This is a genomic window from Bacillus sp. ISL-77 (assembly GCF_018613105.1).
The window spans coordinates 1-13,614 of sequence record NZ_JAGGQY010000027.1; the positions used below are offsets into that span (position 1 = coordinate 1).

At 38.6% G+C, this 13,614-nt stretch carries 13 protein-coding genes, 1 rRNA gene and 1 riboswitch; of the genes, 6 read left to right on the top strand and 8 right to left on the bottom strand.

Annotation, left to right across the window (positions count from 1 at the left end; genetic code table 11):
- Positions 1 to 240 (bottom strand): 16S ribosomal RNA (locus J7E77_RS10590); the annotation flags it as partial.
- 446 nt (positions 241 to 686) lie between these two features.
- Here J7E77_RS10590 and J7E77_RS10595 point away from each other — a divergent pair.
- Complete coding sequence (locus J7E77_RS10595) at positions 687 to 1,652, top strand: LacI family DNA-binding transcriptional regulator (RefSeq protein WP_214714109.1); 966 nt, start codon at positions 687 to 689, stop codon at positions 1,650 to 1,652.
- A 197-nt stretch (positions 1,653 to 1,849) separates the two neighbouring features.
- Positions 1,850 to 2,659 carry a Cof-type HAD-IIB family hydrolase gene (locus J7E77_RS10600; protein WP_214714111.1) on the top strand — a complete coding sequence of 270 codons (810 nt, stop codon included), beginning with the start codon at positions 1,850 to 1,852 and terminating at the stop codon, positions 2,657 to 2,659.
- An 88-nt stretch (positions 2,660 to 2,747) separates the two neighbouring features.
- Here J7E77_RS10600 and J7E77_RS10605 read toward each other — a convergent pair whose 3' ends face one another.
- The 6 genes from J7E77_RS10605 to J7E77_RS10630 all read right to left on the bottom strand — a co-directional run bounded on the left by J7E77_RS10605 (position 2,748) and on the right by J7E77_RS10630 (position 8,385).
- Positions 2,748 to 4,154: a sensor histidine kinase gene (locus J7E77_RS10605; RefSeq protein ID WP_251028043.1), complete on the bottom strand. Its 1,407-nt coding sequence runs from the start codon at positions 4,152 to 4,154 to the stop codon at positions 2,748 to 2,750.
- Positions 4,144 to 4,818, bottom strand: a complete 675-nt coding sequence (locus J7E77_RS10610; protein ID WP_214714113.1) for a response regulator transcription factor — start codon at positions 4,816 to 4,818, stop codon at positions 4,144 to 4,146. The genes J7E77_RS10605 and J7E77_RS10610 overlap by 11 nt, the downstream gene beginning before the upstream one ends.
- A gap of 145 nt (positions 4,819 to 4,963) precedes the next feature.
- Positions 4,964 to 5,650: a PspA/IM30 family protein gene (locus J7E77_RS10615; RefSeq protein WP_214714115.1), complete on the bottom strand. Its 687-nt coding sequence runs from the start codon at positions 5,648 to 5,650 to the stop codon at positions 4,964 to 4,966.
- Between the two features lies 1 nt (position 5,651).
- Positions 5,652 to 6,071 (bottom strand): hypothetical protein, encoded by a 420-nt coding sequence (locus tag J7E77_RS10620; protein ID WP_214714117.1) that lies wholly within the window; start codon positions 6,069 to 6,071, stop codon positions 5,652 to 5,654.
- Between the two features lie 165 nt (positions 6,072 to 6,236).
- On the bottom strand, positions 6,237 to 7,232 hold the full coding sequence (gene add / locus J7E77_RS10625) for an adenosine deaminase (protein WP_214714119.1): 996 nt from the start codon (positions 7,230 to 7,232) through the stop codon (positions 6,237 to 6,239).
- A 73-nt stretch (positions 7,233 to 7,305) separates the two neighbouring features.
- A riboswitch (purine riboswitch) is annotated at positions 7,306 to 7,406 on the bottom strand.
- Between the two features lie 88 nt (positions 7,407 to 7,494).
- Positions 7,495 to 8,385: an acyl-ACP desaturase gene (locus tag J7E77_RS10630; RefSeq protein WP_168245907.1), complete on the bottom strand. Its 891-nt coding sequence runs from the start codon at positions 8,383 to 8,385 to the stop codon at positions 7,495 to 7,497.
- A gap of 333 nt (positions 8,386 to 8,718) precedes the next feature.
- Between J7E77_RS10630 and J7E77_RS10635 the strand changes: the two genes are divergently transcribed.
- From J7E77_RS10635 to J7E77_RS10645, 3 genes are read left to right on the top strand one after another with little or no spacing between them, the layout of a single operon-like run.
- On the top strand, positions 8,719 to 9,357 hold the full coding sequence (locus tag J7E77_RS10635; protein ID WP_214714121.1) for a nucleotide sugar dehydrogenase: 639 nt from the start codon (positions 8,719 to 8,721) through the stop codon (positions 9,355 to 9,357).
- Positions 9,358 to 9,369: 12 nt separating this feature from the next.
- Entirely contained in the window at positions 9,370 to 9,891 is a 522-nt protein-coding gene (locus tag J7E77_RS10640; protein ID WP_251028045.1) for a phosphatase PAP2 family protein, read from the top strand.
- A gap of 23 nt (positions 9,892 to 9,914) precedes the next feature.
- Positions 9,915 to 11,057 (top strand): glycosyltransferase family 4 protein, encoded by a 1,143-nt coding sequence (locus J7E77_RS10645; RefSeq protein WP_214714125.1) that lies wholly within the window; start codon positions 9,915 to 9,917, stop codon positions 11,055 to 11,057.
- Between the two features lie 61 nt (positions 11,058 to 11,118).
- Here the strand turns inward: J7E77_RS10645 and J7E77_RS10650 are convergent, their stop codons facing one another.
- Complete coding sequence (locus J7E77_RS10650) at positions 11,119 to 12,294, bottom strand: ABC transporter substrate-binding protein (protein ID WP_214714127.1); 1,176 nt, start codon at positions 12,292 to 12,294, stop codon at positions 11,119 to 11,121.
- Between the two features lie 382 nt (positions 12,295 to 12,676).
- Between J7E77_RS10650 and J7E77_RS10655 the strand changes: the two genes are divergently transcribed.
- Positions 12,677 to 13,498 (top strand): metal-dependent hydrolase, encoded by an 822-nt coding sequence (locus J7E77_RS10655; RefSeq protein WP_214714129.1) that lies wholly within the window; start codon positions 12,677 to 12,679, stop codon positions 13,496 to 13,498.
- Positions 13,499 to 13,614 lie beyond the last annotated feature (116 nt).

A 13,614-nucleotide genomic window follows, 5' to 3' on the forward strand; every position in this document is an offset into this window, starting at 1 on the left:
GGCCCATCTGTAAGTGTCAGCCAAAACCGACTTTCAGCTTTTCCTCATGAGAGGGAAAGGATTATCCGGTATTAGCACCGGTTTCCCGGTGTTATCCCAGTCTTACAGGCAGGTTGCCCACGTGTTACTCACCCGTCCGCCGCTAATCTTCAGGAGCAAGCTCCTAAAGATTCGCTCGACTTGCATGTATTAGGCACGCCGCCAGCGTTCGTCCTGAGCCAGGATCAAACTCTCCAAGAAAGTTGATTAGCTCATTTTGTTACGTTGGCTTAGCTTCACTTTCTGACGAAAGATTCACTAATAAAAAATTTGTTGACGTTTCTGCTTTGTTTAGTTTTCAAAGAACTATTTTGTGACAGAATAATATTGTATCATCTCGCTTCAATAAAGTCAAGTATTATTTTGAAATAACTTCATTTGAATCAGCGAGGTTTTTATCATATCAATCAATATCATTTTTGTCAACTGGTGAAGGATTATTTTTTAGGAAGATCATATCCTCTTTCGCAATGCCCTCATCAGATTTACTATATTACTATTGTATATTAATAAAGTCAACTAGTATTCTACAAACAAATATATTATTTTTATTTTTAAGATAAAGTTATAATAAAACAATTATGCAAACATTAACTGAAAATCGCGGGATTGCAATGGTGTCAGGCACCGCTAAGGAAGGTACTTGTATGACAAACATTAAAGATGTGGCGAAGATGGCAGGGGTATCTGTAACAACAGTTTCTCGAGTGTTAAATAATCATCCTTATGTAAGTGAAGAAAAAAGGGGTGCAGTTTTAGAAGCGATTAAACAGAGTAACTACCAACAAAATATTAATGCCGTCCATTTAAGTATGGGGAAAACCTTTCTTGTTGGTGTGGTTGTTCCTTTTATCGATCACCCTTACTTTGCACTATTAATTAAAGGGATAGCGAATGAAGCGTTACAAAACAACTACAAGTTGGTTTTATTTCAGACCAATTACGCGGAGACCAGGGAATTAGAAGCCCTTCAAATGCTAAAACAAAAGCAGATTGATGCGTTAATTATTTGCTCGAGAATATGTACTTGGTCGACAATCGAAGCGTATTTGCCTTTTGGGCCCATTGTTTTATGCGAAGATACTAGAGGGAAAAACGTATCCTCCATATTTGTGGATCACTATAAAAGTTTCCATTTCGCCTTAGATTACTTGCATCAAAAAGGTCATCATAAAATCGGTTATTGCATCGGACGGAAATCAGGAACAAATAGTAGAAACAGGAAATTAGCGTATATGCATTTTATCAAGAACTATCATTTGCCTTTTGACCCTGCCTATATTTATGAGGATTGTCTTCACTTTGAGGATGGAGAAAAGGTAATAAATCGGATTAAACAAATGTCTAATCCTCCCACAGCATTGCTTGTGACGAGCGATGAGGTCGCGGCAGGGATTGTAACTTGTGCGCAAAATTTAGATGTTAGGATACCAGACGACCTCGCACTAATTGGTTTCAATAATCAGCCCATTGCTAAAATGATGAATATCACCACAATTGAAATCCCCCTTGAGGATATCGGCAGGAAATTATTTTTACAAGGAATCATCAAAAATGAAGAGATTGCACAAAATGAAATCCCCGTGAAATTAATTGAGCGAAAAACGGTGTAATCTCAAGCATCAATTGTCCTCTCCCTTCGAATTCTTACATTAAAGGAACTGCTAAAACAGAATTTTTTTACAAACCACTTGACCTGAAACGCGTTTCATAAAATATTCTGTTTTTGCAGGAACTCACAACACGATGTCGGCGTGATCGGAATCCTCTGAGCGTAACGACCGTGTGGTGTTTAACGGAGGGGTAGAAAATGACAAAGCCTATTGTTTTTTTTGATATTGATGGTACGCTGCTTGACGAGGATAAAGTGATTCCGGATTCTACAAAGAAGGCCGTTCGTTTACTTCAGGAAAAAGGAGTTCACACAGTTATCGCCACTGGTCGTGTACCGAAAATGTTTTATTGGATTCAAAAAGAATTAAATATCGACTCTTTTATTTCCATGAATGGACAATATGTCGTGTTTGAAGGGCAAGAAATATACGCGAATCCAATCAATGATGAGCTGCTTCATTCCATCACCACTATGACAGCAAGTAAAGGGCATGCCCTTGCTTACTGCAGCCACGATGATTATAGGGTCAGCGAAGGAAACCATCCACTTATTGAATCTAGTTTTGATTCATTGATGATGTCCTATCCTAAAGTTGATGAAGGATTTTATAAAAATAGAGCCATTTACCAAGGACATCTCTACTGTAATAGCAGGGACGAAGATCTATATATCAACAGTTTCCCTGATTTCCACTTCGTCAAATGGCACGATTATGCTTATGATTTCCTTCCAAAAGGCGCCTCAAAAGCGGTCGGTATTCGCAAACTGCAAGAGTACTTAGATATCAATAATGAGAACTGTTTTGCGTTTGGAGATGGTTTGAATGACTTGGAGATGTTAACAATGATTGGAACGGGGATTGCTATGGGTAATGGGGTTCCTGAAGCAAAGGCTGCAGCCGATTTAATCACAACTTCATCTTCTAATCACGGGATTCTCAATGGTCTTATCCAGGTGGGTCTTTTAGAAAAAGAGGCAGCTGTAGAGTATGAAAACAAAAGATAGTACCCGTTCGAATTGGTAGTTTTTTAGAAAGTTAGAAGTCATTCAAATATCTTATGGCGGACAGTGTCAGGCACCGTTCGCCATATATCTATGCATTAAAAACAAGTGGGATATGAATCATAAATGTACTCCCTTTGCCGAGTTCACTCGAAACTTTAATGGTCCCTTTATGTGTGTCAACGATCCACTTGGCGATGGAAAGTCCCAAACCATGCCCTCCCATTTGCCGGGAACGAGATTTATCGGACCTGTAAAAACGTTCGAAAATACGCTGATAATCCTCTGGCCTAATTCCGATTCCGGTGTCCTGAACAGAGATACAAAGCTGTTGTCCTACTATTGATAGTGAGAGCTTAACTTCACCGCCCTGCGGGGTGTATTTTATCGCATTGTCTAAAAGTATATATAATAGCTGTGATAGTCTTTGCGGATCGCCGACTGTAATCAGCGAACCAAGCGTATTCAAGTGGAGCGTGATTTGCTTGGAAACTGCCAGCGGACGGACGGACTCAATTGCAGTTTCTGCTTGGGGACGGAAGTCAAAGGTCTCTAGATTAAGTTGGATTGTATTTGAGTCGGAACGGGCTAAGGTTAATAGATCGCTCACCAAATGTGTCATCCGCCTCACCTCTTGCCTCATATTCGTAAGTATTTTCTCTACCATATCTCTCTTTTGAGGTTCGATCGTCATTTCCACCGCATCGATCGATGAGAGCAAGACACTTAAGGGTGTCCGTAATTCATGTGAGGCATCTGCCACGAATTCACGCTGCCTTGTAAATGCGCCGCTAATCGGAATCATCGCTCTTTTTGACATTACCACACTCATATAGATGGCAATACCCAAAAACAAGATGCCTATTGCTATCAGAATCAGCAATAGAGAGCGGAATAGCTGATACGTAAATGTAATGTCTTTTCCCACATACAACTGCCCAATGAATTGACCTTTGTCGTAAATGGCTCGACTTGTAATTATTAGCCGAATATCTTTAGGTGCCTCCCGCGGATGAAAGCCCCCCTTCATTCCCCTTCCATTTGAATTTCCTTCATCATGCAGTGTTTCCTTTCGAATTTCTCTTTCGTTTTGAAATCTTCCATTTATTAGCTGCAGTAAATCAGAGCGCAAGCGGGGATCCGATTCATTCCCCATGATGATTTCTCCCTTAGAATTAACCACATAATAAAAGAACTGATTGACTCCAGCAAACACCAACTCTTGGTCATCCATTCCTTGGAGATCATTCTGTTCATCTTTTAATAAATAACTCTCAATGAAGTTTGCTTCCTGATTCACTAATGATTGAAGTTCTCGTTCCTGATTGTTTAGGATAACAACGTGTAGGACGATATAAACGATCGCAATAAAAAAGACAAGAAAGAGCATGAGCAGTCCACTATACATGCGTGTTAATCGGCCTTGTGTGCTCTTAAAAATATCTTTTTCACCTAGGTTCGTGAAGGTCTGTATGAATGAGCTAAATTTAGTTACCAAACTTATACCCTACCCCTCTGATGCTTTGAAGCAAATTTTGTTTTCCGAAAGATTGGAGTTTCTTTCGGATTAATTTGACTGTCGCATCAATGGTTTTAGGTGCTACCTCTGAATCGAAGCCCCAGATTCGCTCAAGAATCACTTCACGTGGCAGGACCTGCCCCTTATTTTTCACCATTAAATCTAATAACTGAAATTCACGAGGGCTTAGTTGAATTTCCTCTCGATCCAAACGTACAATATGGCTCTTCCGATTCAAAACCAATCCATGAAATTGGATCTCATCCTCCAATATTGGCGCATAATTCCGGCGGGAAAGTGCACGCAGCCGAGCTAAAAGTTCGTCAATTTCAAACGGTTTGACAAGGTAATCATCCGCACCAGAATCTAACCCCTCAATTCGGTCCCCCACGGTATCTTTGGCGGTTAACATCAGAATCGCACCCGAATAACCCTGTTTACGCAATCGGCTGCAAATTTCTACACCTGTCCCATTTGGCATCATCCAGTCCATGATTACTACATCGTAGTGAGCAGAGGTGGCGTAATAGTAGGCATCTTCTCCGTCTAATACCCACTCAACCTGGTATCCGCCCTTCTTTTTTAGCATATAAACGATCAGCTCTCCGAGACGTATATCATCTTCTGCTAATAAAATATTCATGGTATGAACCCCTTTGCAATTGATTTTTAGCTGAATCTATCCTCTCTAGTAACTCAAATCTAGCATCGCAATCTTAAAGTTTGCTTAAGAAAAGATAAGGATATAAAAAAGAAGCACCATAAATAATGGGTGCTCCTTTCTCGTCCTATTTTACGTTTTCTTCTAATTGCAGTACTTTTTCATTTTTTAGCTTTTCAAGTTCCTTATTCAATTCTTCTTCGTTTACAAAGTTGCTGTAAGCTGCATCATACTGGGCTAACGGGGCTGAAAACTGCTGACCAGCTTGTACCTCTGCTTCCATCATTAAAATCCGTTCTTCCGCACGGGCCACACCTCTTGAAATGTTGTCAGTTTGGAAGGAGACTGTTGCATTTTGAATTTGCTTCATCGACTGCGCCACATTCGCGCGGGATGCTAAAAGGATTTTCTTATGCTGCATTTGGTTATAGGTCTCTTTCAGCTCATTTAATTTTTCGATAAGAATTTGAGTTTGGGCTTTAACCGCTTCATATTGTTGCTTGTAAAGGTCTAGCTGCTTTTCATGGACTAGTTTCTCTTGCACCGCTAACTTCGCGATTCCATCCTCACCCTGTTCAATCGCTAGTTTCGCTTGACGCGTACGCTTTGCTACCAATCCTTCGGTTTCCAAAATGAGAGCAGCTTGTTTATTCTCCACAAAAATTTGACGAGACAAGGCTTTCTGGACTTTTAAAATTTCTTGCTCCATTTCTCGTGAATATTCATTTAACATCGCAATTGGATCCTCGATTCCATCTAGTAACCCATTGATTTCTGCCATCGTTATCGTCTTTACTCTTTTAAAAATACCCATTTTACACATTCTCCTTTTTATTGGTTAAATTTTTTTCCCATGTATCTAAAATACTTGCATTTTGATTTATTACCGGTATATGTGAACCCACTGGTGTGTTAATAAATTGTTTCATCGATGAGGCCTTTGCCTTCTTTCTAAACCATCTCACTAAGAGAACCACAACAGCTAGTCCAATTAGAAGGCCGAGCCAAGGAAATCCTCCGCCGTGGTGCGGTCCGTTCATAACCTGGTGAGAACCAAAGCCACCTTGTTGTCCCATGGCCCCTCCAGGTCCAGGTCCAGGGCCATGTCCGTGCGGTCCATTCGCATAACTACTATGACTTTGGCCTCCAAATAAATAGTGGAGAACATTGACCACCAAAATCATGGCGGCGATTCCCACGCCCCAGAAAATACCTTTTCTCACTTTCGTATTCATCTCTCTTTCCTCCTTTCTACTTGATACCTGAAGTCTAATAAAGAATAGTGAAAACTTGGTGAAAGCCTGTCCCATTATTTAAAATTTCTCAAAAAAATAGAAAAGGTGTCAGGCACCATGTGAAAAATTCACATGGTGCCTGACACCTTTCATTCTACTTTTTTCTCAGGGCATAAATTTTTTTAGCATTTCCTTTGTTTCGGAATCGGCAAAGCTTGCTTCGACACTATTAAGGTAAATTTGCTTATAGTCATTTTCATTTATATTGAATTCTTTAAATACGATGTTACATTCATTCGCCATTGTAGTATCTGAAACGGTCCGGTTGTCCGTATTAACTGTTACCTTGATCCCATCCTTATGGAACTGATAGATTGGATGTTCACTAAACTGGTTCACTGCTTTTGTTTGCACATTACTGGTTGGGCACATTTCAAGGACGACATGTTTTTCCTTCACAATGTTGTATGCTTCAGCACAATCCTTTATGAATACGCCGTGTCCAATTCTCTCTGCACCTAAAAGTTCAACCGCCTCTAATACATTCTTCCCTATGCCTGTTTCACCCGCATGGATCGTAACTCTATAACCATATTCTCTAGCTAAGGCGATCGGTTCTACGAATCTTCCACAAAATCCTTCCTCTTCCGATGCGCATAAATCGATGGCCACTACACCTTCTCCAAGGAATCTCTTCCCCTTCTCAATGACCTCAAAAGCACGGTCCGCTGGCATCGTTCTCATACAGGAAAGAATCAAGTTTCCCTTTATATCAAATTGCTTTTCAGCATCCTTCATTCCAGTTAAGACGCTTTGGATGATATCTTCAACGTCTAATCCCCCTGCTGTATGAAGTAGTGGTGCAAATCTTACTTCCATGTATTTCACATTTTCCCGGGCCGCATCCTCAAAAAGTTCAAAGGAAATCCTTCTAAGATTTTCCTCTGACTGCATAACTAAATTAGGAATAGAAAATTTCTCTAAATATTCATCCAGGGATTTGCAATCTAATGGAGCAATGAGCTCTCCTTTTATCTCGTCTATTTTCATAGAGGGTAAACTGATACTCTCTCTCTTTGCGATATCAATGATTGTTTCAGGTCTTAGACTCCCATCTAAATGGCAGTGAAGTTCAATTTTGGGTAAGGTTGCGAAATTCATGTTGGATCTTTCCCTCCTAATTTTTGTTTGGTTAAAAAGTGAAAAAAAAAATTCCTGATTACGAAGAAAATACACATCCATGTACCTTCTTCGTAATCAGGAATTTATAGGTTCCTGGTAGAGACCTCCAAACCATATCATTGGAGTTATACGAAATTTTTATTAAATTACTATTGCTCAAGAATAATAAATCTTATTTTTATTGTCAAGCGTTTTAGTTTCGATTGGATAGGTAATATTTTCCTTTTTATTCGGAAGCAACTTATTTATTTTTATAAAAACGATCTCTTACTCTTTTCAACCGGGCGTGATAATTTAGAATGTCCAGTCTAGCTTTTTCTGCTTCTGGTGCAATCGGTCTTAATTTTTCCAACTCCCAATAATCAACAATCACATCTAAAACTTGATCAAAATATTCCAAAGGGCCGTAGTTTGCTTCTTTTGCTATAATGGCCATGCGATCTTCAAAATCAGGCATTACTGTTCCAGGCATTTGAAAATTCTTAATAACATGTCCTAAATGATAACAGTAATTGGGTTCTAGTTGCAGATGGAATTTAATCACGTCCCTGTAAAAGGCATAATGCAACGTTTCATCTTTTGCAAGTCGGCGAAGCAGACTAGCTAAATCCTTATCATGCGAACCAGCTACTTTGGCAACATTATTATAAAAAACCATGGTTGCGAGTTCTTGTAAAGAGGTATAAACCATGGTTTCAAAAGGCGTATGGTAATCAGGATTCCAGCCATTCTCAACCGTTTGTTTGTGTAATTGGTGGAGTCGCTTGGGATCTACATTGCGTGTTATTAATAAATACGTTTCAATCAGGTTTGAATGCTGATCTTCTTCCGCAGTCCAAGTATGGACAAAATCTTTAATAACCGTTAAAGAGCCTTTAAACGTTTGATCGAGATGCGAGGTAAACCATGGCAGGTTTACTTCGGTTAAAAGAGCCGTTTCAACCGCAGTAATAATGGACGGCGGCAGTGTGACCTGGCTTTCATCCCAGGGAACACGTCGAAAATCCATTGCCTTATCCCATGGTAAGAAATCATGGTAACCCCAATCTATTTTTTCAGACCGTTTTTTATGTTCTTCATATAAATCAATAAGTTTAGGCTCTAACCTAAAGTCCAAATCATTTGTTAACATCATAATCCCCCGTTGTTGTAAAAATTTATTTAGGTTTCCTGACAAGCGCTATTTCCAAATTCGAAAAATAGGGCCACTTATAAATCCCTTATAAAATCTGGAAAAATAGTTATTTTAATATCTGATGTTAGTACCTACTACCAACAAAATTATAGCACACTATTCTGAATTTACCTAATGAAGGGATTTTTAATATTCTCAGGTGTCAGGCACTTTATTCATGATGAAGATGCTGAATCTTACAATTTCTTTACATTCTTTTAACACCAGCTTAAGAAAAAATTCTCTATTCCCTTATACAATTAAGTAAATAATATCAATTGGAGGGATTGGATGAAGATTACCGTTGCTGGAGCAGGATATGCAGGGCTAGTCACAAGTGCTTGCTTAGCAGAATTAGGGCATATGGTGACATGTATAGACATTAAGAAAGAGAAAATTGACATGCTCCAAAATGGTCGTTCTCCGATTTTCGAGCCTGGTCTTGAGTCTCTTTTAGAAAAAAACCTCCATAACGGTCAACTGAATTTTACAGTGAGCCATCATCAAGCCTATTCAGAGGCTGAAGTTATTCTTATCGCGGTCGGAGCACCCAAAAAGCCTGATGGGTCACGGGATCTAAAATACATCCACGTAGTTTCACACACGATTGCACACTATATCGAAAATGATGTAACTGTATGTACAATAAGCACGGTTCCAGTCGGTACAAACAATCTGATCCAAGAAATTATTAATAGAAGCAAACCCCCGAACCTCCAAGCAAACGTGGTCGCTACTATCTGGTTTCTTCGGGAAGGTTCTGCCATCCGAGATTTTTTCCATGGTGACCTAATCGTAATTGGAACCAATTATCCTGAAGCAGCAATCATAATGGAAAAAATTTATCAACCCTTGAAAATCCCGCTAATAATAACGGACATCCGAAGTGCTGAAATAATGAAAAACGCATCGAATGCAAAGGGGGAATAGACAATGATAAAAATGCTACATGTATTTTATGGTTTTGAATGCAGGGTCCTGCAAAAGGTAAACAGCCATTTTGATAAAAAGCTATTAAATCTTTTTTTCCGCACGGTTACACACCTTGGTGGAGCTAGAATAACTATCGCGGCCACATTTTTTCTCTTAATCCTCTCGCCAAGGGAGATCAGATTGATTGCCATTGCTAGCGCACTTGCATTATCAGCAAGTCATATACCAGTACATTTTGCAAAGTTGCTATTTCCTCGTAAAAGACCCTATTTAAGGATTGAAAAAACAAAGTTTCCTGCTAACCCATTACAAGATCATTCTTTTCCTTCAGGGCATACAACGGCAATATTTTCTGTTGTGACGCCATATGTCTTATTCATACCTCTACTTTCTTATGTCCTAATCCCTTTAGGACTATGTGTAGGCATTTCTAGAATTTACTTAGGTCTTCACTATCCTTCCGATGTGATTGCTGGAGGAATTCTAGGGACCCTCTCTGGGAGCCTATGCTTTTATTTATTGTGGATATGAGAGATACAATTAGGAGGGATTATATGAAAATTGCTATTTTCACAGATACCTTTCATCCAGACATCAACGGGGTTGCTGGGACGCTTAAACGATTGACTACCTATTTTGAAGATCAGAATATTGATTTTAAAATTTTTGCACCCGATTCAAATTCCAACGATTATAGTTCTACGAATATTCATCTTTTTAAAAGCCGTTCCTTTTTCTTATACCCTGAATGCCGCTTAGCTTTTCCAAACCTTCTTCAAATCAAGTCAGAGTTACAACATTTCTCTCCTGATTTAATTCATGTTGCAACCCCCTTTAATATCGGCCTTTGTGGTATTTATTTTTCTAAGAAATTAAACATTCCCCTCGTTGGTTCCTATCACACCAATTTTGATCATTATTTACACTATTATGACCTTCATTTTCTTTCAAAAATCCACTGGAAATACATGCTCTGGTTCCATCGAACATGCAGAAAAATCTTTGTCCCCTCAACTGAAACATTCCTACAGCTTAAGCACCATGGATTTTCAAACTTAGAACTATGGCCTAGAGGTGTGGATTGCCAGCTTTATCACCCCTATTATGATAAAAACGCCGTTCAAAGACATTACAGTACACAAGGAAAATACCTCCTTACCTATGTTGGCAGATTAGCACCTGAGAAAGATATTAAAACACTATTTGCCGTCGCAAAATCAATCCCGGCTGAAATAAATGAAAAATTACATTGGTTAATCGTTGGTGATGGCCCATTACGCGAGGAACTGCAAGCCCAAGCAGTAGCTAATATGACCTTTACAGGATACCTATATGGAAAAAGCTTAGCCGAAGTCTATTCAGCATCTGATCTATTGGTTTTTCCCTCACCTACTGAGACCTTTGGAAATGTTGTTCTAGAGTCCCTTGCGAGTGGAACACCTGTTATAGGAGCAAAGTCTGGAGGTGTTAAGAATATAATTAAAGCAGGGATTACAGGTGATTTATGTAAACCAGGGAATATTCAGGAATTTAGAGATGCCATTATTCAGATTTTAACGGATGATGGAATGCGAGAACAGATGGGAAACGCCGGAAGAGATTACGCATTAACACAGAGATGGGATCGGATATTTGAAAATCTGACTTGGCATTATAAGAATGTAATCGAAGAACAAAACGGGCAAAAGTATGCATGATTAAGAAAAATAAAAAAAGTGAAATGGAAGGCCCGTCCTTCCATTTCACTTTTCGCAATTTTTATGGATTAACTTTAGTGTTAAACACTTGCTTACCGTCTTTATATTCTAAAACAGTAGCTGATTTAATTGGATTGTGGTCTTTATCGATAGTGATCTTACCTGTAATCCTAGAAAAATCTTTTGTATTCTCTAATGCCTCTTTAATCTTTGTCGTATCTGTACCGCCAGCACGCTCAATCGCATCAGCTAATAGATAAACTGTGTCATAGCCAAGTGCATTAAATGCATTAGGTGATTCACCATTGAACTTTTCTTTGTATGTTGTTACGAATTTTTGAATATTTTTATCTGGATCTTCAGATGTGTAATGGTTTGTGATAAATGTATTATTTAAAGCGTCAGCTCCAGCTAATTGGACTAACTTCGGTGAATCCCAACCATCTGCACCCATTAATGGAGCAGTGATTCCTAACTCACGAGCCTGTTTTACAATTAAACCAACTTCTTCATAGTATCCAGGAATAAAAATGAATTCTGGATTTTTGGCTTTAATTCGAGTTAAGGTTGCACGGAAATCAGTATCTTTCGCAACATATGCCTCTTCGGCAACCACTTTACCGCCAGCCTTTTCATATGTCTCTTTAAATGCAGCCGCTAACCCTTTGGCATAATCACTAGCACTGTCTGCAAAAATAGCTGCATTTTTTACATTTAATTCTTTCGCAGCAAAATTCCCAGCAACGATCCCTTGGAATGGATCAATATAGGAAGTACGGAAGACGAATTCGTTCAATTTTCCAATATCGCCCACGGTTACGTTTGGACTTGTTCCCGATGGAGTTAAAAGAATTGTTTTTGTATCATTTGCGATTTGAGCCTGTGCCACCGTATCACCACTAGTTGCCGCTCCAATAATGGCTGTAACTTTGTCTTGACTTGTTAACTTAATGGCGCCGTTCGTAGCCTCTGCTGCTTCGGACTTGTTATCTACTTTAATGATTTCTAGCTTTTTACCCTTTACTCCACCAGCTTTATTAATCTCATCAACTGCAATATCGATACCGTTCTCAAGTGACTCCCCGTAAGAAGCAACCCCACCGGATAACTCTAAGTTAACTCCAACTTTAATCGTTTTACTGTCACTGTCTGAACTTTTTGGTGCTCCTGAACAACCTGCAAGTATTCCAGCTAATAAAGTGGAAGCCATAAACATTTTTGCCCATTTTTTCTTCATTATAATGACCTCTTTCTGTTTTCTGATTTTTCTGACATAACAAAGCGTAGATTGATAACCTTTTATGATTCAAAATACTTTTGTTTACTGTCTTAACTAATTGATAAATATTATTTTAAAACAATTTTTTCGATTCGTCTAGTATATTATTTGATTTATTTAAATATTTCTGACATTTTTGTTTTACAGTTATTTGGTAGTGCTTTCTTTCAGAATCCCCTAATAACGTTATTCTAACCATATTTAATTTTTTACAAAAAATTATACTAATAATCGGTTAACGCTCATTTATTATGAATAGTTGATAATAAGTTCTTATTATTCTTTCTAATAAATAAAATGTTATAAGAAGTCTCATTCTAAGGTTATGGGGGTGTTCTCTTTGAAAATATTACGGCTTGGCCATGCCATGTATGTCCTAAAAAGCAAGGTTGGAAAAAAGTATCTAATTGATCCGTTCTTCGATTTGAATCCCGGCTTTCCTCCGCAATTAAACACTGCTGACTTCTACCAATCTATTGATTGTGTATTTTTAACCCATGGCCATTTCGATCATACAAGCGGTCTTACTAAGTTGGTTGAACATAAACCTGATATTATGATTGTGGCACAATACGAGCTGGCACTTATCCTTTTGCAGCAAGGAATTAAAAATGTCCTTCCAATTAATTTAGGGGGTTCTGTTTCCTTTGAGGATGTAAATGTAACCATGGTCCAGGCAAAACATACTTCTTCCTATGGCGAAACCCAAGGTCCACCAGTATATGCCGGTGAATCGGCAGGTTATATTTTTGACTTTAATGACGATTATACTCTATACCACTCTGGTGATACGGCATTAATGTCAGATATAAAGCTGATTCAAGATGTGTATGAGCCGGAAATTGCGATCCTTTCTTCAAGCGGACATTTTACAATGGGACCAAAAGAAGCAGCCTATGCTGTAAAAAACTTATTAAAAGTTAAATATGTGATTCCCAGTCATACCTTTCCGACACATGAAACAGCTGCTTCTCCTGAATCATTAGCCCAATTATTAAAGGCTTTCCCTGTTGTTGATTTTATGATTGATAAAGACAACGAGTTAAAGGAATTATTAAAGGATTATCCAAAGACAGCCGTGATTACACTCTCTTATGGAGAAGAAATAGAGTTCGATAAAAAACTCTGGTCAGAAGTCTTGGTTGATAAGGAATTCTCATGAGAGAGGCACCCTTTAAGAGGGTGCCTCATTTTTATGCAGCCATAAACTAAACAACTAATCAAACGTTTGATTAGTTGTTTCATTTGACCCCTACACCCTTTTGGAATTCTTCTATA

Coding starts and splice junctions, on each gene's coding strand:
- J7E77_RS10640 (WP_251028045.1), top strand. CDS start 9,370: ATGCTACATGTATTTTATGGTTTTGAATGCAGGGTCCTGCAAAAGGTA.
- J7E77_RS10595 (WP_214714109.1), top strand. CDS start 687: ATGACAAACATTAAAGATGTGGCGAAGATGGCAGGGGTATCTGTAACA.
- J7E77_RS10650 (WP_214714127.1), bottom strand. CDS start 12,294: ATGAAGAAAAAATGGGCAAAAATGTTTATGGCTTCCACTTTATTAGCT.
- J7E77_RS10615 (WP_214714115.1), bottom strand. CDS start 5,650: ATGGGTATTTTTAAAAGAGTAAAGACGATAACGATGGCAGAAATCAAT.
- J7E77_RS10620 (WP_214714117.1), bottom strand. CDS start 6,071: ATGAATACGAAAGTGAGAAAAGGTATTTTCTGGGGCGTGGGAATCGCC.
- J7E77_RS10645 (WP_214714125.1), top strand. CDS start 9,915: ATGAAAATTGCTATTTTCACAGATACCTTTCATCCAGACATCAACGGG.
- J7E77_RS10600 (WP_214714111.1), top strand. CDS start 1,850: ATGACAAAGCCTATTGTTTTTTTTGATATTGATGGTACGCTGCTTGAC.
- add (WP_214714119.1), bottom strand. CDS start 7,232: ATGAATTTCGCAACCTTACCCAAAATTGAACTTCACTGCCATTTAGAT.
- J7E77_RS10610 (WP_214714113.1), bottom strand. CDS start 4,818: ATGAATATTTTATTAGCAGAAGATGATATACGTCTCGGAGAGCTGATC.
- J7E77_RS10630 (WP_168245907.1), bottom strand. CDS start 8,385: ATGTTAACAAATGATTTGGACTTTAGGTTAGAGCCTAAACTTATTGAT.
- J7E77_RS10635 (WP_214714121.1), top strand. CDS start 8,719: ATGAAGATTACCGTTGCTGGAGCAGGATATGCAGGGCTAGTCACAAGT.